The 19,313-nt window shown below is 32.7% G+C and carries 19 protein-coding genes, 1 tRNA gene and 1 pseudogene; 8 read left to right on the top strand and 13 right to left on the bottom strand.

Annotation, left to right across the window (positions count from 1 at the left end; all coding sequences use genetic code 11):
* The first annotated feature begins 68 nt into the window (after positions 1–68).
* Positions 69–2,486, top strand: coding sequence for a TonB-dependent receptor domain-containing protein (locus H593_RS0100100; protein WP_245584979.1), 2,418 nt, complete (start codon positions 69–71; stop codon positions 2,484–2,486).
* 299 nt (positions 2,487–2,785) lie between these two features.
* Here the strand turns inward: H593_RS0100100 and H593_RS0100095 are convergent, their stop codons facing one another.
* On the bottom strand, positions 2,786–3,904 hold the full coding sequence (locus H593_RS0100095; protein WP_028870527.1) for a TolB family protein: 1,119 nt from the start codon (positions 3,902–3,904) through the stop codon (positions 2,786–2,788).
* Positions 3,905–3,943: 39 nt separating this feature from the next.
* Between H593_RS0100095 and H593_RS0100090 the strand changes: the two genes are divergently transcribed.
* From H593_RS0100090 to H593_RS0100080, 3 genes are all read left to right on the top strand, one after another.
* Positions 3,944–5,185 (top strand): M28 family peptidase, encoded by a 1,242-nt coding sequence (locus tag H593_RS0100090; RefSeq protein WP_037051099.1) that lies wholly within the window; start codon positions 3,944–3,946, stop codon positions 5,183–5,185.
* Positions 5,186–5,272: 87 nt separating this feature from the next.
* Positions 5,273–5,662, top strand: a complete 390-nt coding sequence (locus H593_RS0100085; RefSeq protein WP_028870525.1) for a DUF4345 domain-containing protein — start codon at positions 5,273–5,275, stop codon at positions 5,660–5,662.
* Positions 5,663–5,673: 11 nt separating this feature from the next.
* Positions 5,674–6,258: an SOUL family heme-binding protein gene (locus H593_RS0100080; protein WP_028870524.1), complete on the top strand. Its 585-nt coding sequence runs from the start codon at positions 5,674–5,676 to the stop codon at positions 6,256–6,258.
* Between the two features lie 44 nt (positions 6,259–6,302).
* Here the strand turns inward: H593_RS0100080 and H593_RS20670 are convergent, their stop codons facing one another.
* The gene (locus H593_RS20670; protein ID WP_147231250.1) at positions 6,303–6,509 is read right to left on the bottom strand and encodes a hypothetical protein; all 207 of its coding nucleotides are present in this window, start codon (positions 6,507–6,509) and stop codon (positions 6,303–6,305) included.
* Positions 6,510–6,583: 74 nt separating this feature from the next.
* Between H593_RS20670 and dusB the strand changes: the two genes are divergently transcribed.
* Positions 6,584–7,576 carry a tRNA dihydrouridine synthase DusB gene (gene dusB / locus H593_RS0100075; RefSeq protein ID WP_028870523.1) on the top strand — a complete coding sequence of 331 codons (993 nt, stop codon included), beginning with the start codon at positions 6,584–6,586 and terminating at the stop codon, positions 7,574–7,576.
* A 261-nt stretch (positions 7,577–7,837) separates the two neighbouring features.
* On the opposite strand, the gene H593_RS0100070 is transcribed toward dusB, so the two are convergent.
* Together H593_RS0100070 and rbfA are read right to left on the bottom strand one after the other, a co-directional pair.
* Positions 7,838–9,040, bottom strand: coding sequence for an ABC transporter permease (locus H593_RS0100070; protein WP_028870522.1), 1,203 nt, complete (start codon positions 9,038–9,040; stop codon positions 7,838–7,840).
* Positions 9,041–9,107: 67 nt separating this feature from the next.
* The gene (rbfA, locus tag H593_RS0100065) at positions 9,108–9,506 is read right to left on the bottom strand and encodes a 30S ribosome-binding factor RbfA (RefSeq protein WP_028870521.1); all 399 of its coding nucleotides are present in this window, start codon (positions 9,504–9,506) and stop codon (positions 9,108–9,110) included.
* Between the two features lie 187 nt (positions 9,507–9,693).
* Here rbfA and mce point away from each other — a divergent pair, with 187 nt between their 5' ends.
* Positions 9,694–10,098, top strand: a complete 405-nt coding sequence (mce, locus tag H593_RS0100060; protein WP_028870520.1) for a methylmalonyl-CoA epimerase — start codon at positions 9,694–9,696, stop codon at positions 10,096–10,098.
* 85 nt (positions 10,099–10,183) lie between these two features.
* Positions 10,184–10,257 (top strand) — tRNA-Ile (locus tag H593_RS0100055).
* A gap of 305 nt (positions 10,258–10,562) precedes the next feature.
* On the opposite strand, the gene H593_RS0100050 is transcribed toward H593_RS0100055, so the two are convergent.
* The 6 genes from H593_RS0100050 to H593_RS20665 all read right to left on the bottom strand — a co-directional run bounded on the left by H593_RS0100050 (position 10,563) and on the right by H593_RS20665 (position 16,379).
* The gene (locus H593_RS0100050; protein ID WP_261793645.1) at positions 10,563–10,946 is read right to left on the bottom strand and encodes a DUF4377 domain-containing protein; all 384 of its coding nucleotides are present in this window, start codon (positions 10,944–10,946) and stop codon (positions 10,563–10,565) included.
* Between the two features lie 223 nt (positions 10,947–11,169).
* Positions 11,170–11,850, bottom strand: a complete 681-nt coding sequence (locus H593_RS19770) for a DUF6090 family protein (protein WP_051229572.1) — start codon at positions 11,848–11,850, stop codon at positions 11,170–11,172.
* 348 nt (positions 11,851–12,198) lie between these two features.
* A complete protein-coding gene (locus H593_RS19765; protein ID WP_051229571.1) occupies positions 12,199–12,948 on the bottom strand; it encodes a DUF6090 family protein in 750 nt (249 codons plus the stop codon).
* 359 nt (positions 12,949–13,307) lie between these two features.
* Entirely contained in the window at positions 13,308–13,658 is a 351-nt protein-coding gene (locus tag H593_RS0100035; protein ID WP_028870518.1) for a hypothetical protein, read from the bottom strand.
* Between the two features lie 176 nt (positions 13,659–13,834).
* Complete coding sequence (locus H593_RS0100030; protein WP_028870517.1) at positions 13,835–15,826, bottom strand: elongation factor G; 1,992 nt, start codon at positions 15,824–15,826, stop codon at positions 13,835–13,837.
* A gap of 355 nt (positions 15,827–16,181) precedes the next feature.
* Entirely contained in the window at positions 16,182–16,379 is a 198-nt protein-coding gene (locus tag H593_RS20665) for a GNAT family N-acetyltransferase (protein ID WP_051229570.1), read from the bottom strand.
* A gap of 252 nt (positions 16,380–16,631) precedes the next feature.
* Here H593_RS20665 and H593_RS18235 point away from each other — a divergent pair, with 252 nt between their 5' ends.
* Positions 16,632–16,874, top strand: coding sequence for a hypothetical protein (locus H593_RS18235; RefSeq protein ID WP_245584978.1), 243 nt, complete (start codon positions 16,632–16,634; stop codon positions 16,872–16,874).
* Between the two features lie 140 nt (positions 16,875–17,014).
* On the opposite strand, the gene H593_RS19760 is transcribed toward H593_RS18235, so the two are convergent.
* From H593_RS19760 to H593_RS0100005, 3 genes and pseudogenes are all read right to left on the bottom strand, one after another.
* Positions 17,015–17,767 (bottom strand): DUF6090 family protein, encoded by a 753-nt coding sequence (locus tag H593_RS19760; RefSeq protein WP_028870516.1) that lies wholly within the window; start codon positions 17,765–17,767, stop codon positions 17,015–17,017.
* A gap of 203 nt (positions 17,768–17,970) precedes the next feature.
* Complete coding sequence (locus H593_RS19755; protein WP_028870515.1) at positions 17,971–18,681, bottom strand: DUF6090 family protein; 711 nt, start codon at positions 18,679–18,681, stop codon at positions 17,971–17,973.
* 91 nt (positions 18,682–18,772) lie between these two features.
* Positions 18,773–19,198 (bottom strand): annotated as a pseudogene (locus H593_RS0100005) (transposase); the annotation flags it as partial.
* Positions 19,199–19,313 lie beyond the last annotated feature (115 nt).

Raw genomic sequence — 19,313 nt, 5'->3', positions numbered from 1 at the left:
ACTACGGATAAACCGTAATTATCATTAAAAAACAAATAGTATATTGCACTATTAAACCCAAACTAATTTTGAAACTTCTCCACATTTTCTCCTTATTTTTATTGTATTCTTCCTTGGGTTATGGTCAAGAATATTCTATTTCTGGAAAAATATTAGATGCTCATGATAGGGCTATTGAATTTGCAAATATTATTGTTTTTAACACCGATCAAAGCGAAGTTCTAAAAGGAACATCTACAGATGCAAGTGGGTTTTTTATTATTAATAATCTCGAGTCTAATACTTATATTCTTAAAGTAAGTTTTATAGGCTATCAAACATATGAGCAAAAAGTTGTACTTACTGGGAGCTTAGATTTAAAAACGATTACATTAGAAGATGCTGTTGAAAGTTTAGATCAAATTAATATTACAGTAAAAAAACCTACGTTAAGAAGAGAGGCAGATAGGCTCATCTTCAATATAGAAAAGACAGCTTTGGTTGAAGGTAACATGCTTCAAGTGCTCAAAAGCACTCCAGGAGTTTTGGTTTTAGGTGATGAGATTACTGTTAAAAACTCTAATCCTACGGTATATATTAATGATAGAAAGGTGAATTTATCTTCGGAAGATTTAAATCAATTATTAGAAGGGTCTTCAGCAAATTCTATTAAATCTATTGAGGTGATTACAAATCCCTCAGCACGATATGATGCAGAAAGTGGTGTTGTTTTAAATATCATAATGAGCAAAAACTTGATTACAGGGTATCGAGGAAGTGTGAATTCTAACTTTACACAAGGTGTTTTTCCAAGGTATGATTTAGGAACAAGTCATTTTTTTAAAAATAAGGACATCAGTTTTAACGTCAATTATAACTATTCAAAAGATAAAATAAATAGAGGTGGTGACGATATGGTTAATTTTCTAGATAATTCGAATGCTATAAATGAATCTTGGCGTTCATTAACTAATAGAAACACATGGTCTGAAACCCACAGTCTAAACACAAATTTTGACTATTTTATCAATGACAACAATACGTTGAGCCTTTCCTCAAATACGATTTATATACCCTACTTTAAATACAGTATCAATAATAATACATTGATTACAGATATAAACAACGCTTTTTTAGAGCGTTTTACAGCAGATAATTTATCTCGTGATAATAAATATAATGTAGGCGTAGATCTTAATTTTAGGCATAGCCTTACCAAAGGCTCATTAACGTTTAATGGTCATTTTACGACTTATAATTATGAAAGAAATCAAGCCGTTTTAAGCAATTTTTTTGATGTCAACAACGATTTTATAAATGCGTCTGCATTTAATACTAACGCCAACCAAGACACTCAAATATTTGCAGCAAAATTAGACTATAGTTTACCCATCAATGATAGTTCAGAGTTTGAGGCAGGTGTAAAGACTTCTAATATAAAAACGGTAAGTGATATCAGTCAATTTGATGTCGATCCCAATACAGGAACTGAAACTATAGACAATCTAAATTCAGATGCTTTTGATTATGACGAACGTATTTATGCTGCTTATGCCAATTACGCATCTAATACTGAAAAATGGAGTCTCAATGCAGGACTGCGAGCTGAGCAAACTAATATAGAGGGCGTGTCTTTATCTACAACTCAAATAAATACACAAGACTATTTGGAGTGGTTTCCTAATGCGAGTGTACAATACAATATTAGCGACCGTTATAATGTGTACGCTAATTACAAACGCAGTATAGCGCGTCCTGGCTATGCAGATTTGAACCCATTTAGGTTCTTTTTAAATGAAAATTATGTCGTTTCAGGAAACCCTAATTTGGTACCAACCTTTACTGACCATGCGGTTATAGGAACCACATTATTTAGTGATTTATTGACTATTGAGGCTTATTATAAAAATTATGATGGCGCTATATCAGAGATTCCAAGACAAAATAATACAACAAATGAGGTAGAATATATTAGCGTCAATTTTGACAAGACTGTTGAATACGGTTTTGACTTTCTAACCTATTTTAATGTCACAGACCGTTGGTCTATTTATGCGGTAACGTCATTTTATAATATTGAAGAAGAAACAGATTTTGGTAACGGTTTTGTAAATCAAAGCCTCTGGTCTAATTATTCTGTTTTGCAAAATGATTGGACGTTTCTAAAAGACAGTAGTCTTAATGCATCATTTACGCTCACATGGGTCGGACAGAATTTGCAGGGGTTTCAAATTGTGGAAGATCGTTTGTTTTCAGAATTAGCAATATCTAAGAGCATCTTAAAGAAAAAAGGAGTGCTTTCACTTTCGGTTAGTGATTTGTTTAATATGCAAGATGCTACAACCAGCGTAAGGTATCAAAACCAGTTTAGCAGAGGTTTTTCAGATGTAGATACGCGTTATATAAAGTTAGGTTTCCGTTATAAATTCGGTAACACACGATTAGAATCTAATGAGCGCAACATTAAAACAGATGAGCGTGATCGTTTAAATAAGGTGAATAACTAATTTTTATTCGGAAATGTGCTTTAAAGAAGACCTTTTAGTCAATGCTTATTAGAGTAGACCATAAAGTCTATTTTCGATTTAGATTCCAAAAACCTTTTAGTAAATTCAATATGTTAAGTCCAGTCGGGAGGACATATTGGAAGAAATAATAATGTGGTTTTTGTTTTGTGCCTTTGGGTACAAGAAATAGATTCAAACAATAACCACCAATGTTTAGGCTTTCAAAAATCGTCATTTCTAAATATTCTTCTGAAGTAGGTGATGTAAGATTAAGAGATCTCTTTTTTCAAAGGTATTTGTTAGTCTTGCCATTCTGCAATAAACAAATTCGTATCGCGTCCACCACCATTATGTCTATTTGAAGAAAACGCTAAATGTTTACCGTCATTTGAAAACACAGGAAACGCATCAAAAGTTTCACCATGAGTTACACGTTCTAGGTTTTTCCCATCAAGGTCAATTAGATATAAATTAAAAGGAAATCCGCGCTCTGCTTCAAAATTTGAAGAGAATAAGATTTTATTTCCTGAAGGATGAAAAAACGGACTCCAATTTGCGTTTCCTAAGTCGGTTAATTGACGCAAATCACTACCATCTGCATTACAGATATACAGTTCCATTTCAGTTGGTTCAACTAAGCCTTCAGCTAATAAATCTTTGTATTCTTTGATCTCTTGTTCTGTTTTTGGACGTGACGACCTAAAGATGAGTTTTGTTCCGTCAGGAGAAAAGAAAGCGCCTCCATCATAACCTAATTCGTTCGTGATTTGTTTTACATCGCTTCCATCAATATTCATGGTGTACAATTCTAAATCTCCACTTCTTGTAGAGGTGAACACAATTTTATCACCCTTTGGCGATACTGTTGGTTCCGCATCGTATCCAATTTCATTCGTTAATTGTTTAATAATATTACCTTCTAAATCTGCTACAAAAATGTCATAGCTGTCATAGATTGGCCAGATGTATTTTCCGTTTTCATTTCGTATTGGTGTATCTGGACATTCATTTTGTTTTAAATGTGTAGAGGCATAAATGATGTGTTTGTTATCTGGTAAAAAGTAAGCACATGTTGTACGTCCTTTTCCGGTTGACAACATTGGAGGAGCAATACTAGCTGTAAATGTTTCGTTAGCATTCATTAAAAACATTTGGTCACAGCCTACGTTCCATGCTTTATTATTAGATTGAAAGACCAATTGCTTGTCATCAAAACTCCAATAAGCTTCTGCATTATCTCCACCAAAGGTGACTTGTCTAATGGCTTTAAAGTGCTTTTCTTCAGGGTAAATTAATGTGTCTTTACCAGCTTCTATAGTTTCTGTTAGTTGTTTTTTATTCTCTTTGGAAGTCGTTTGAGATTCGTTTTTACAGTTTAAAAAGGTGAGTGCTATTAGTGCTACAACTATGTATTTCATCTGCTAATTATTAACTAAATTTGTGTAAAATTAAGATATATGCGTATTAATCACCTAATTATTGTTCTTTTTTTGACGGTTTTAACCGCTTGTAAGACAAATTCCGAAGAAAAAATTGATGTTGTAACTATTAAAGAAGACGTTGCTTTTTTAGCAGACGATAAACTCGAAGGTCGTCAAACAGGAACTGATGGAGAGAAAGCCGCAGCAAAGTATATAGCAGAACGTTTTGAGGATTTAGGCTTAAAAGCAGAAGGAACAAAAGGTTATTTACAAACATTTTCATTTAAGCCAAAAACAGATCCACATCAAGAAGTTAATTATATTATCAAGGATGGCGATAGTACAATTACAGGAACTAATGTGATTGGTTTTTTAGATAACCAAGCAGAAAACACGATTATTATAGGAGCGCACTATGATCATTTGGGGTATGGTGCAGAAGGGTCTTTGTTTAGAGGTGACACTAAAGAAATTCATAATGGAGCAGATGACAACGCAAGTGGTGTGGCAGTACTTTTAAATCTTGCTCAAAAATTAAAGTCTGCAAACAAAGGGAATAATTATTTATTCATGGCTTTTTCTGGTGAGGAAATGGGATTATTAGGCTCAAATTACTTCACGAAAAACCCAACTATAGACTTATCAAAAGCTAATTTCATGCTTAATATGGATATGGTTGGACGATTAAAACAAGATAGCACATTAGCGGTTTATGGTGTTGGTACATCGCCAATTTTAAAGCAGGTTGTAAAAGCCAATAATTCTAATTTTAAAATTATACAAAACGAATCTGGAGTGGGACCAAGTGATCATACCTCTTTTTATAATAGTGACATTCCGGTATTGCACTTTTTTACAGGACAGCATGAGGATTATCACAAACCTAGTGATGACAATCAAAAGCTAAATTACGAAGGGATGGAAACCATTTCATCATATATATTTGATATCATTTCAGATTTAGATGATAATGGTAAATTACCGTTTAGAAAAACAAAAAATGAAACTGAAGAGGTGCCTCGTTTTAAGGTGGGTTTAGGTGTGATTCCTGATTATCTTTTTGATGGAAAAGGCATGCGAATTGACGGAATTAGTGAAGACAAACCAGCGCAAAAAGCAGGACTTAAAAAAGGAGATATTGTTGTGAAACTCGGTGATAGTTTAGTGATCGATTTGATGAGTTATATGCGCGTGTTATCTACATTTGATACTGGAGATAAAACTAAAGTTATCGTGAAACGTGGTGATGCAGAGGTTGAGAAGGATATTGAGTTTTAGTCCGCTCCTAAATCCTCCCCAATAGGAAGGACTTTTAACTTGAATGTTGTCGCACTGAGCGCAGTTGAAGTTTTTTAAACGTTATAAATGAAAAGAAAGCAAGACATCATAAATAAAATACACTTAATCATTTCTGTCTGTATTGTTATCCCTATGGCTTTTGTTTACGGTTTTAAGCCAGACCTAAGCTTTGATATGTTTCTAGAGACTGTGGATGAACACAATTTCTACAAAGCCGTTATGGGATTGTATTTAGGGTTTTCTACACTGTGGATTATGGGTGTTTTGAAATCCAATTATCTAAAAACCGCACTTATTACTAATATCATTTTTATGTTAGGTCTGGGTTGCGGTAGAGTCTTAAGTATTTTAATAGATGGAATACCAACCTTTGGTTATGTCTTTGGAACAATTGCAGAATTGTTTTTAGGTTTTTATGGGCTTTGGGTCTTAAAACAGTTTAATAAAAATCAATAAATCACATGAAAATGAAAACAGTTTTAATTGTAGTATTAGTGCTTGTAATAATTTTTGCTATCGTTCAAATCTATGCTATGAAAAGTCAAAACGGAATTGAAAAATATCCTTATAAAGTAATAAAGACATATGATGCATTTGAGGTTAGGTCCTATGAGGCAACCTTATTTACATCGGTTAAGCTAACTACTGGTGATTACAAAAAAGGATCAAGTCAAGGGTTTTCTGTTTTAGCTGGATATATTTTTGGTGGAAACGAAGAGAACAAAAAAATTGCAATGACTTCACCTGTCTCAATGTCTTTGGAAGACTCTATGACCATGATGTTTATGGTGCCTAAAAATTTTAAGAAAGAAGATTTACCAAAACCAAATCAGTCACAGATAGAATTTAAAGAAGAGCCAGCAAAAAAAATGGCTGTTATAACGTTTGGAGGTTGGGCTAATGATATGAAAATTGAAGATTATAAAAATCAACTTATCAAAGCCTTAGAAAAAGAAGGGATTTCCTATACTAACCGGTTTTACTTTTTTGGATACAATGCGCCTTATGAAGCGATAAACAGAAAGAATGAAGTGGTTGTTGAACTGGGTTAAATGCGTGATGATTACATTTTAAAATCAGTAATTTTTAAGTTGGTCTATTTCTGTAGTACTATTTTTAGTAATTCACGAAGATAAAGAATCGCTGGTATGGTTGGGTTTTTTTCTTCGGAAAAATCAACTAAACGCTTCCCGATAATTCGAGTTGAATGAGCTCCAACTAAAGAGTATAAGGCAACTCCAAGTGTCATGGAGACTAGATCTACAGACGTAATTTGATTACTCCTTTTATGATGTAAAATCACATTATATTTAGTTATTGGTGTTGCAGGTATACAATTACCTAAAAAACTGTAATTTTGCGCAAAATATATTGAGTTTGGTAAAGATAGGCGATATAGAACTTTCAGATTTTCCGTTGTTGTTAGCTCCAATGGAAGATGTTAGTGATCCACCGTTTCGAGCATTGTGCAAGGAGCAAGGTGCAGACGTTGTGTACACAGAATTTATTTCAAGTGAAGGCTTAATTCGGGATGCAGCAAAAAGCGTCATGAAACTCGATATCTATGAAAAAGAACGGCCTGTTGGGATCCAGATTTTTGGAGCTAACATGGAAAGTATGTTGCAGACGATTGATATTGTTGAGCGCTCTAAACCAGACATTATAGACATTAATTTTGGATGTCCAGTAAAAAAAGTAGTGAGCAAAGGTGCAGGTGCAGGAATCCTAAAGGATATTTGTTTGATGGAAAGTCTTACTGCAGAGATGGTAAAACGCACCAATCTTCCTGTTACTGTTAAAACCCGTCTAGGTTGGGATCACGACTCTATAAGAATTGTTGAGGTTGCAGAGCGGCTTCAAGATGTTGGTTGTAAAGCAATTTCTATTCATGGCAGAACACGTGCGCAAATGTATAAAGGTGAAGCTGATTGGAAGCCAATTGCAGCTGTGAAAAACAATCCAAGAATGCACATTCCTGTATTTGGAAATGGCGATGTGGATACACCCGAAAAAGCGGCTTTAATGCGCGATAGCTTTGGATTAGATGGTTGTATGATTGGTCGTGCAACAATTGGAAATCCTTGGTTTTTTAAACAAGTCAAACATTTTTTTGAAACTGGAGAGCATTTAGCACCAATATCAATGGCAGATCGCGTTGATGCTGCAAGACGTCACCTCCAGATGTCTATAGATTGGAAAGGTGAAAAGTTAGGTGTTTTTGAAACGAGACGCCATTATACAAATTACTTTAAAGGCATTCCTAACTTCAAAGAACACAGAATGAAAATGGTCACAAGCGATGATGCTAAAGATGTATTTGCTGCTTTTGATGAGGTGTTGGAGTCCTTTGGAAATCACCAGTTTTCTTGATGTTGTAAAGCTGTGAAGCTGATTTACCCTTGTGTGTTTTTCTCAAAGATAAATTTATCTAAACCCACTAATTTTAAATTATTTTAAAGAAACAGCTTCTTTATTATTCTAATTAACTGGATTTTTAATCTATTAGAATACGTCTTTTCTTTTTTGCTAGAATACGTTTTAAAGAATATTTAGGACGTTTATCTCAAGCCTATTTTTTAAGTTAGGACTAATCAACTGCAAATTGGATATAGGAAATTGCGCACTGATGAATTAACCTTTTACCAAATTTCGATTAATTCTCTGCGAAGCTAATTTAGAAGCTAAAATTCCTAAGACGACGATAGTGATAAAGACAATTAAGAAATTTATAAGCTTTAATTCTACGGGATAAGCTAAGGCTGGTGTCAACATAATAAGTGAAAATTGTTGCTGTAAAAACACAACTACAAACCCTAAGATTAATCCTATTGTACCAGCAAGAATAGTCATCAAACTACCTTGTAAAAAGAAAATACGTCTTATATCTTTTGTTGTTGTGCCTAAATTAAAAAGGGTATTTAGCGATGCTTTTTTATCTAAAATCATCATAATTAAGGCGCCAATTACATTAAAAAGGGCAATGATAATAACTAAAGTAAAAATGAGATAGACCGCAACGTTTTCGGTGTTGAGCATTTTATAGAGGGCATCATTTAGCTGAGCTCTGTTTTTAATAGTGACGCGATTTCCAAAAACAGTTTGCAATGCTTCTGAAATTTGAATTTGGTCAGCTTCTGGGACTAATTTAAACTCTATAGATGATATTTGGTTGTCGTTATAGTTTAACAAATATCTAGCCGTTTCAATATTGGCAAAGATATATTCACTATTAAGTTCTTCATTGATGTCAAATACACCAACGTTATAAGCCTCTAAAGAGTTAAAAGCGCCTTTTACAGAGCTGATTTGTCCTTTTCCTGGTTTTGGGACGTATATTTTTTGATTCCTTGTTAGATCAAGAACTCCGTAAGAAAGATTTCTGGAGATGATACCACCAGAAACAATTTGACTAGTATTGCGTTCTAGCCAATTTCCGTAGTAAACCATAGAATCAATAGCTGTAACTTTAGTAAAGTTTTCATCCACACCTTTCATGGTAACAATTTGCTTTTTACCATCAAATTCTAAAATAACACGTTCTTCTATCGTTTTAGAATAGCTTTGAATTCCGCTTATAGTTTTAATTTTAAGAGAGTCCTCTTTTGAAATTATAAACGATTTCCCTTCTAAAGGAAATAGTTTTAAATCAGGATCTACAACAGAGGTATATTCTAGACTTAAATTTTTTAACCCAGCAAAACCAGAGAGGACAATAAATAGAGCAGTAGCAGCAATTACAGTCCCTGAAGCTGCAATAATAGTCATGATGTTTATAGAGCTATTGCTGCTTTTAGAAAACAGGTAGCGTTTTGCTATGTAAAATGAGAAGTTCATGCTCTTATTTGTAAAAGGAAGATCAATTTTACGATAAAACTATTTATAAAGGTTTTGCTAAAACCGATTATTTCTTTTTACGTTTTGCTAAAAGATCTGCTTCTTTAATTGGGTCTTCTTCTCTTTTGAGAGATCTTTCTATGCCGTCTATATATTCTAAAGAGTCGTCAATAAAAAACTCTAAGTTAGGCATACGACGTAATTGGTTTTTGGTGCGTTGCGCCATTTCGTGACGAATTAAAGGGGTGTTTGAGCGAATACCTTCAATGAGTTCTTTTCCTTTACCATTTGGAAATACGCTGAGGTATACTTTGGCAACCGATAAATCGGTGGTGACGTTCACTTTACTTACCGAAATAATGACTCCTCGCATTCCGCCATCCTTGGCTGCTTTTTGTAATATATCTGCAAGGTCTTTTTGTAAAAGTCCGCCAATTTTTTTCTGTCTTTGGGTAAATTCTTCCATTGTTTTAAATTTAAGTCGTTGTTACGTCATCATCAGTCATTCTAATATAACGACTTTTATCAAAAATAAAACCAAGTTTTGGTTTCTAGCTACAAAAATAGGCGATAATTAAGGATTATGTTAACTTTGAAGTAAGTAAAAAAGAGAATAACCACTTAAGAGGTTTCCGTTTTCGCGGAAAATGAATATGAAAAAAATAGAACATATAGGAATTGCAGTAAAAGATATTGAAGCGTCAAATGATTTATTTGCTGCGCTCTTTGGTACAAAACATTATAAAACAGAAGCTGTAGAAAGTGAGGGTGTAATTACCTCTTTCTTTGAGATGGGTCCAAATAAAATAGAGTTGTTACAAGCAACGACAGCCGACAGTCCTATTGCCAAATTCATAGAAAGAAAAGGCGAGGGGATTCATCATATTGCTTTTGCGGTAGGGGATATAGAAAAGGAAATTGAGCGATTAAAAGGCGAAGGTTTTAAGATGATTCACGAAAAACCTAAGAGAGGTGCAGATAATAAGCTTATTGCTTTTTTGCATCCAAAATCTACAAATGGCGTTTTGATTGAGTTATGCCAAGATATTAAGGAGTAAATTGATATAAATTTCTTGTAGAGTTTTAAAATATGTGGTAATATTGCAGACGCTTTTAAAGAGCATATTGTTATTTATAACAATAGGTCCCATAGCTCAGTTGGTTAGAGCACCTGACTCATAATCAGGTGGTCCTTGGTTCGAGCCCAAGTGGGACCACTAGTAAAATTAAGCCTTTCAAGAAATTGAAAGGCTTTTTGTTTTTAGATAGGTTAAACAAATTGGGGTATTTAATGTTTTTAACTCAATCTCTTTTTATGTGCTTTTGAAAGGTTGGAGAGCGTTCTTTCGAATATCTGTTTACTGAAGCATAATTTTTTCGAGGAGTATTTTTTTAATTTGGGGTCTTAAAACTCAACAATAAAACAAGGCTTTTTTTGTAAGAGTAGGTTTTGACGATCATTATCTTAATGTTCTTACTAAACCTACTTTCAAAGATGTACAGGTTTTGTATGTGTTATGAGTTAAAAATGGACAAGTCTAATGCGTTCTTCATTTATAAAAATAAAATGACCCATTCTTGATACTTTTCCCTCTAGAATCTGATTAAATAATATTTTCAAATTAGCGGGAACTTCAATTTTAACTTTGTCAAAGTATAGATATAAACTATCATTAATTGGTTTTAAGGTTTTATTTATTTCTTGTTGACTTGCGTCTACTGGATGATAATATAACGATGGGTCAAGAAACAATTTAAACGGAGTTGAGTTAGGCCCCTTTATTTTTGAAATAATATGATTGAGTGCATAGTCATATTGAGTTCCATCAGACAAGGTTGATCTTAATCTTGTTTCTCTAACATTTATTTTATAGGTATAACCCCATTCAAAGTCAAAGTCATCTATATATTCGATGGGCGAATCTGGAAAGCTTAGCGTTAACCTTTTGAAATGTTCATAGTTTTGAAAAGACAGCTTGGGATCAATTGTAATGGTCCTATCTGAGACGGTCTGGCTAAATTAAATAATGGATAGCAATGATAATAAATAACTTAAAAAGAACTTTATTTTTCAATTTATTAATGTTTTGTCTATGAGCACTTGCTAAAGTAATTAATTATATACTGTTTTAGCCTTTTGTTTCTTCTAAATCCTTTATTATTCTTTGAAGTTCTTGTGCTTCTTTTTGGTTTCTTTTAAGGAATTTAAGTAAAGTTTTGTACGAACTATTTTGCCAATTAATCATTGATATTAAATTGCCTGAGGCTATTCCTTTTTTGAGCGACTCTAAACTATAGGAGCCACCTTCTTCCATGACCAGCGTTTGAACAAGGGGACCCTCGATATTATGTATATTAAAGGTTCTCTGGTATTCTGAAACATTGTTATATAATTGACAAGAGATACGGTAGTATTCATGGAATTTAGTTAGAAGAGCTTTGTCCTCAATTAAATCTATGTCACCAGAGTTTATCAGATTATTGTAGGAGTTTCCAAATTCTCTAGGGTCTGAATTTATTGTTAATATACTTCCAAGTTTTGTGATTAGTGTATCGTTTTTTAAATCGCTTTTTATAACCTTATCAAAAACCAAAATAAATTCTGACCAATCATAAATCATAGAATCATAGAATCGTAAGTCTAAAGATAAGTCGTTATTAATTTGATTTAAGTAAGAGTAGGCTTTGTTTTTAGACACACGTTCTTGATTCCAATTATTTATAGATAAAGCGATTAGTATCCCAATAACAACCAGAACGATTTCTCCGATGGCATATTTAAGGTATTTACTTGTTTTGTGTTTTTCCATAAGGTCGTATCTAATTCGTCTAAAAAACTTAATCATAGTTTCTATTAATTTTATGGATGTCTTTTGGCGGCTATTTCAACCAAATGTCTACTGGACATTTGATTTTACTTCGCAAAATTTTGTTTGAGTAATTTAAAGGATCTAATCATATTTATTTCCCGAGAAAGCAGGAATCTTAGTTGTCGGTTTTAATGAAGTCTAACGTGTTCATATAAAGTGCGTTATTTTTGTTTAGGACTAATTTAGCAAAAGAAAACGAACCAAAGGGGAATCTATAGGATTTTCCAAGTACACACGGTACTAGGCATTTAATTATATGCGTTGTTGTGCTTTCGTTATTTTTTTTCATTAATTATATTTTTCATTTATATAATCTAGAACTGTTTCTCCTTTATCTTGAACAGAATTAAAACTTTTTTCAAAATAATTAGCTGTGCTGCCAATAAACCTGCATAATGGCAAAATTCGTTTATCCTCAAAAATAGAATTATATACTTTCGAGCTTGGAGCTTTTGGTGAATTAGTGGGGAAAAATTTGCGATGTTCCGTGTCACTAAAAAGTTCATATTTTAGCTTTCGAAGCTCTAGTTTAGCAGGGTTTCCTGAATTTGTAAAATTGATGACTATATCATTATAATTCTTATAATAATCTTGAAGTAGTTTTAAAAGTTTAGAATCAGGAAATTCAGATACAACTCCAGAGGAATTAATGAAACTCCATGTGTTTGAGCGTTCAGAAATAATTGGAGTCGTAGTAAATGAATTAAAATCCATTATAAATTTCAGAGAATCGATAATGAATCTATTTTCAGATTCCATAATTGGTATTATATTATTGGCTGCTACAATTTGATTATATAAGGTTTTATTGACCTTTTTAATATCATAAAGGTCAGCTTTAATATCTTCTGAAATGGACTTGATGTTAGTAATCATGAAACCCTTTTTTTTACGCTCTTCATTCCAATTATTAATGCTTAATGCAATCAAAATTCCAATAACTACAAGAACAATTTCGCCTACAGCATATTTGAAATACTTACCAGTTTTATTTTTTTCTATAAGGTCGTATCTAATTCGTCGAAAAAACTTAATCATAGTTTCTATTCACTTTATGGACATCCGCTAGCGGCTATCTCAACCAAATGTCCACTGAACAGTTGATCTCTATTTCTAAAATTTTATTTCAATAATCTAAAGAATCTTATCCTTTTTATGTCCCGAGAAAGCGGGAATCTTATTGGTTGCTTATACTGAAGTACAACTTTTGTTGTAAGGATAGTTGCGTGATTAAGCAACTAATTTAGCAAACAAATACGAACCGGAGCAAATTCTTAAAGAATTTTACAAATGAGCACTGACCAAAGCAATTCATTATACACAGCTTAAGTTTACAATTCATTAAATTTAGTAATAATTAATAAAGAACAAAAGAGAGGATTAAGGTTATTATACACTTATTTCAATTGTTCGAGGAATATAAAATTTATCTTTCCTTTTTTTTCTGTCCAATACGTATAATTTAGTTTTCCAGTTTCTCCATAAAGCCAAAAATCATAAACAATATAATTGAATTTTTTATCATGGAATAATGTCAACTCACCACCATTAGCAGAATGGTTATTAAGTTCAAAAGTTTCAGTGCTAAATTCTGCTTTATGTTTTTCAAAGTCCTCAATTAATTCGAAGTCTTTTAATTCAGATACAGTTTTTTTAATTATTACATGCTCTGTTTTCTTTTCAGATTTCTTCTTTTTTCCGCAAGAGCAAAGTCCGAATAGTAGAAAAATAATTAATATTTTATTCATAAGGTTTTTGACATTTTTGCAAACATTTAGAATATGGTAAGGAGGGCAGTAGGAAATAATAAACTTCTAAGTTTGCACTAAGCTAAATTTTTATATTTGATGATTTGTTAGAGCACTCAGGACCTTGCTAAACCACCGAACTCTCTATATGCTATGATCTACTTTTTTGTTCAGTTTTAGCTGGATGACCTGTCATCTGCTTTAAAGGCGCCACGCATATGCAGTATCCATTGAGACTCATCTAGAGGTGAAACGCCTTTGTAACTCCTGATTTTGTCATCAGTGGTAGTAGTTTTTTTATAGCCATCCAGTGTTAGTTTTAGACGTCCTTTTCCCGAGGTTGTAGCATTAAATTTTATAGCATAATCCATGGCAGCAGCTACTGAAACTCTTCCAGCTATAATGAAAAAATAATTTTCGAACATAGGAGTATCTATCTGAGCATTCATCTGGTTTAAATCAGTAGAAATAGGCCCTAACAAATCTTTATTGGCTTTGATTTCAAAAGCATACATGGGTTCTAAAAGATCTGTTCCGGCATTTTCTAATCCTTTGAGCAGGCCCATTGGTGTAGCTAATAGAAAATCTCCAGGATTTGAATGAACGGTATGTTCTGTACCGGCTATAAGTGTAATGGATATATCGGTAACTTCATATCCATGAATGCCTTGTTTTAGAGACCAAGGAATGGCTCGCTTGACCTCATTGAGATACTTGTTACTAATATCACTCGTTCTTACGTTTGAAGTAAATGAAACGCCACTACCTAGTGGTGCTGGTTCTATCAAGAATGTCATAATGGCCCAGCATGGTTTTGGCATCCAATAACGCACATAACCTTGAGCTGATTTAGAGGGTGTTTCTTTGTAAATCACTTTAGGTTTGTGGAATTCTGCTTCAACGGCCCATCTTTGGATTAAATTTTCTTTTAGAACCTCAGTTTGAATAGGACCTAAAATTTTTAAATGAAACTCTTTTTCCTCCTTGAACCATTTAAAATCTAATATTGGATCTTCAACATTGAGGATTTCTAAAGCCTCTCCCAGTTTTTGATAATCCTTTACATCCTTTGGGATCACTTCCACGCCAAGTACAGCCTCACTAATTTTTGAATATTGATCCTTAAGGTCCTCAGAACCTAAAATATCTCCAGGAAGTATACTATCAGAAGTGGTAATAATTCCGATTTCTCCCTTATGTAATTCAGAGCTTTGGACTAAACCTCCAAGGTGAGGTTTAAATATCTGATTAATTTTAATGTCCTTATCCAGCTGTTGAGATCGAATGAAGTCTTTGCTTTTTAGCCTGCTTCCATACGATTTGATGTAGGCTAATCTTCCTTTTTTTTTATCGAATGTTACTTTAAAAACTTTTGCAGCGGCAGTTGAATAGTAGCTTTTTGGTTGGGGGATTAATGTCGTAATACTGTTTAATAATTCTTCTATGCCCAAGCCTAATTTAGCACTACCGAAGAGCGAACCATAAAGTGCCCTAGTTTTTATATTTTGTTTTCCTTTCTCTAAAACTTGTTCTAAATTAGAGATCTCTCCTTCGAGATATTGCGAGAGAAAAGTCTCGTCACATTCTGCTAGATTTTCCATTGACGTATCAAGGATTGTAGAGTTTATATGATGAGCACAATTTGTAAACGATAATAATTTTGGGTTGTCTGGATGAGATACATCGGGATAATTCAAAGCGAAAAGTTGAACGCCTAAGTCTTTTTGAAAATCTAAAAAAACGCGCTCTACATCTACGCCAGCCCTATCTATTTTATTAAAAAAAATGATGACAGGTAGTTTTCGTTCTATCAAACTCTCCCATAGGTTAAGGGTATGGGCTTGAACGCCTTCCTTTGCAGAAACTACTAGTATTACACCATCCAATATTGAAAGAGATCGATCAACTTCAGCTGAAAAATCAATATGGCCTGGGGTGTCTACCAACTGGAATAAACGATGCTCCCAAGAGAAATTAACAGATGAGGCTTTGATGGAAATTCCTCTATTTTTTTCCATAGTTAAACCATCAGTAATAGCTGAACCTTTATCTACACTACCCAGAGATGTAGTTGTCCCTGAGTGATGCAGTAGAGACTCGGTAATTGAGGTTTTACCTGCATCTACATGGGCTAAAATCCCTATGGTTAAAATTGTTTTATCTGACATAAGTTTAGCGGTGAAGACCTAAGCATATCTTCTTTTTTGTTATATGATATATCTTCTGAGGAGGTTTATTTTTAAATATTAGGTTGTTTTTACTATCGCTTTTAAGTCACTCATTTTATTAATTCTGACTAACGTTTTTATATCGTTCTGAAAATCAGCTGTCAGTTATTCTTATTTTCAGCCGTGGTTTTTTCCGATTACCTAAACGTTAGCTTAGAGTAATTATTTTTTCCCGTAAAAGTGGGAATTGTAGATAACGTTTTGTGTGCGTGGATTTTCCTAAGTAAAATTAGCCGTAACAAAAAGGCACTAACACTTGATTAAGCGCTCAATTTAACATTATTTTTATACATTGTTAGCTGTTGGCATTTTCAATTTCAAATATAATATTTGATTTATGATCTAGATCTTTTCTATTCTCATTAAGGTGGAATCCGTTTTTTTCTAATAGTTTTTTAGAATTCTCATTTTCAGTATATGTAAAAGCCTCTATTTTGTTAAATTTTAATTCTTTAAAACCAAAATCAATGATCATTTTTAGGGTTTCACTCATAATGCCTTTGTTTTATTGTTTTGAGAAAAATTCCACAAACAAATTGTCCCAATAATTTTAGAGTCATATTTTAAAGTTATTCCCCAAGCAATTGATTTATTTGTCTCGATATAACCATCTAGTAGTTTAGCCCCCAATAAGTTCGGAGTGCTATTTTAAATTTCAATTAATACCTTTGAGATATGAAATACAAGAAATGGAGTTTAGAAGAAAAGTTAAAAATTCTATCCACATCTGAAGAATTAGGAATCGTTGAAACCAGTCGTAAATACAAGGTTAGTACGGGAACTTTTTTATAGTTGGAAGAAGAAATATGATACCCAAGGCGAAGCAGGCTTAAAAGTGACCTATGACACGCGTAGTAAAGAGTTAAAGCAAGCAGAAGAGGAAAATAGAATACTTCGTAAGCTTTTAAGTAACAAGGAGATTGAGTTGGAAGTCCAGCAAGAACTTTTAAAAAAAAAGTTAGGAACATCAGGTCCAAGAGAGATTTAGTGGATACTATTTTTAACACATATAAAATCAGTAAAACTAGCATAATCGATATGGTAGGAATGGTTCACAGTAGTTATTATCGCAAGCCAAGCTTAGGTAAATAATCATAATGAAGCACAACGGTATTGTGCTTTCGTTATTTACCGTTTAATCTCTTTGTCAATTAGATTGATAATATCATTGATTTTATTCCTTAGTGAGTGTGATTGAAGATTATTGAGATAATTATCAGTTATTGCTTTCGTAACCAGACTTTCGAGTTCGGGATTGTTTAGTACTTCCGCCAAACTAGGGGTTTTTTTAGATTTACCAATATTCAATTTTCCGTTAAGACTTTTATCAAGTATAAAAACAGGTACGGTTTCATTTTTATATTGAACATTAGCAATATCCCGATAAATATTTAGTCTAACTATAAAAGGAAAGTTAATTTGAAGAGTCATTTTCTGCCATTGGAGTTCCATTTCTTGCAATGCGAGTATATCCGAAGTCCAGTTTGACAGTTTTTGTTTCAAATCCTCATTTTTAATTAGTCGAAGATTACCAGAACTAATTAGATCGTTAGTAACTGGATCAAAAGTTGGGTCTAATGTTAGCGTCGCTATTTTTTGAAATAAACTGTCCTGATTTAAACTTATTGGATTATCAATTATATCTAAAATATCTTTGCAAGATCTAACAATTTTAGATCTCATTAATATTTTTTCATCTAATTGGAGAAGATTGGATTTATATTCTTTTTTTAATTGAATTAAGATAGTTTGTCCCTTTTTTAAATTGTTTCGCTTTTCATTCCAATTATTAATAGAAAGTGCAATTAAAATTCCAATAACGACTAGAATAATTTCACCAATAGCATATTTCAAATACTTTCCAGTTTTGTTTTTTTCCATAAGGTCGTAGCGTATTTTTCTAAAGAAGTTTATCATTGGTTAGCGGTTTGTCAAAATGTTGGCTAACGTTGTTGTGTATGATTTCGTTGCGTGTTTTAGCAACTAAATTAGTAAACTAAAACGAACCAGAAGAAATTCCGAAGGAATTTCAAAGTAGGCTAGAACTAGCAATGAATTATACACGGTATTAGCCTTTCGTTATTTTATTTTGTAATATCATTACTATTCGAAAGCTCTATAATTTTATTTAATAAAACACTTGCTTTATTATACCTTTTGTCCAATTCTATTAAAGAATATAAACTGTTTTCTAGTTCATTTTCAAAACGTATTTCCTGTAATAAGTCTATGTTTTCAATGTCGAACTTTGTGCCTTTCTCATTTTTATTATTATAATGGTCAATATTAACTAAGGATCCTTTTTCACCTACAAAATGAACTACTCGGTTTGTATTAATAGTTGAGCCAGCATGCCATTCTAGGATATCTTCATAAAGTCTATCCCAATCATATAAAAGAAGTTTAAGGTTTTCATTTTTTAAAATTGATAATTTACCAGAATTTTTGATATCATTTAACACATAAGAACTTGGATTCCAAGTAGGATTAGAGACAGCATAATAAATTAAGCTATCAATTATTATGTTATCGACCTCAACATTTTTTGTACCTGTATATGATAATAAAGTATTACTCGCAGTAATTGCATTTTTTACGCGCGATAAGTCAATATCAAGTTCTTTTAAGTTCTTCTGGAATTCATTATTTAGATTTTCAGTTAATGTTTTTAACCCATTATTTTCCTTTCGATTTTCATTCCATTGATTAATCTGAAGTGCAATTAATATTCCAATTACAACCAAAACAATTTCTCCAATGGCATATTTTAAATACTTTCCAGTTTTATTTTCCATAAGCAAGTTTTGTCTAATTTTTCTAAAGAATTTTATCATTGGTTTGTGGTAATGTCTAGTCCTGAAATATGGCTACAGGTTAAAATTGATTTTATGCGGTTAATTTATAGACCATATTTGGTGTTTTGAAGTCTAAAGATAAATGTAATCTTATTTCATTGTATAAATTAATTGCATTTTTTGCTACTGCTTTAGCGTGTGGCACGTTAGCAAAGGTCTGGTCAAGATAAAATTCATCTTTTAATATGCCGTTTACCCTTTCTGCCATTGCGTTTTCGTAACAATGATTTTCTTCTGTCATACTAATATCTATTTTCTTTCTTTTAAGTATTTGGGTGTAAACATTGCTGCAATACTGTATTCCTCTATCCGAATGATGTATGAGTCCTTCAATACTTTTAGCTTGATAAATAGCCTTATTAAGCGCTCTTACGCATCCTTTTAGTTCCAGACTATCACTAAGATCATATCCTACAATTTTACGAGAATACATATCGGTTATCAAAGCCAAGTAGCAAAACCTTTTACGGTTCTAATGTAAGTTATGTCTGAGGCCCAAACTTGGTTAGTAGTTTAGCCCTCAATAAGTTCGGAGTACTATTTTAAATTTCAATTAATACCTTTGAGATATG

Source organism: Psychroserpens burtonensis DSM 12212, from assembly GCF_000425305.1.
GTDB lineage: Bacteria > Bacteroidota > Bacteroidia > Flavobacteriales > Flavobacteriaceae > Psychroserpens > Psychroserpens burtonensis.
Note: the sequence above shows the minus strand (reverse complement) of the source record. Positions and strands in the feature narration are given on the sequence as shown.

Coding starts and splice junctions, on each gene's coding strand:
- H593_RS0100095 (WP_028870527.1), bottom strand. CDS start 3,904: ATGAAATACATAGTTGTAGCACTAATAGCACTCACCTTTTTAAACTGT.
- H593_RS0100090 (WP_037051099.1), top strand. CDS start 3,944: ATGCGTATTAATCACCTAATTATTGTTCTTTTTTTGACGGTTTTAACC.
- H593_RS0100085 (WP_028870525.1), top strand. CDS start 5,273: ATGAAAAGAAAGCAAGACATCATAAATAAAATACACTTAATCATTTCT.
- H593_RS0100080 (WP_028870524.1), top strand. CDS start 5,674: ATGAAAACAGTTTTAATTGTAGTATTAGTGCTTGTAATAATTTTTGCT.
- H593_RS0100070 (WP_028870522.1), bottom strand. CDS start 9,040: ATGAACTTCTCATTTTACATAGCAAAACGCTACCTGTTTTCTAAAAGC.
- rbfA (WP_028870521.1), bottom strand. CDS start 9,506: ATGGAAGAATTTACCCAAAGACAGAAAAAAATTGGCGGACTTTTACAA.
- mce (WP_028870520.1), top strand. CDS start 9,694: ATGAAAAAAATAGAACATATAGGAATTGCAGTAAAAGATATTGAAGCG.
- H593_RS19770 (WP_051229572.1), bottom strand. CDS start 11,850: ATGGAAAAACACAAAACAAGTAAATACCTTAAATATGCCATCGGAGAA.
- H593_RS19765 (WP_051229571.1), bottom strand. CDS start 12,948: ATGATTAAGTTTTTTCGACGAATTAGATACGACCTTATAGAAAAAAAT.
- H593_RS0100035 (WP_028870518.1), bottom strand. CDS start 13,658: ATGAATAAAATATTAATTATTTTTCTACTATTCGGACTTTGCTCTTGC.
- H593_RS0100030 (WP_028870517.1), bottom strand. CDS start 15,826: ATGTCAGATAAAACAATTTTAACCATAGGGATTTTAGCCCATGTAGAT.
- H593_RS20665 (WP_051229570.1), bottom strand. CDS start 16,379: ATGAGTGAAACCCTAAAAATGATCATTGATTTTGGTTTTAAAGAATTA.
- H593_RS19760 (WP_028870516.1), bottom strand. CDS start 17,767: ATGGAAAAAAACAAAACTGGAAAGTATTTGAAATATGCTATTGGTGAA.
- H593_RS19755 (WP_028870515.1), bottom strand. CDS start 18,681: ATGGAAAATAAAACTGGAAAGTATTTAAAATATGCCATTGGAGAAATT.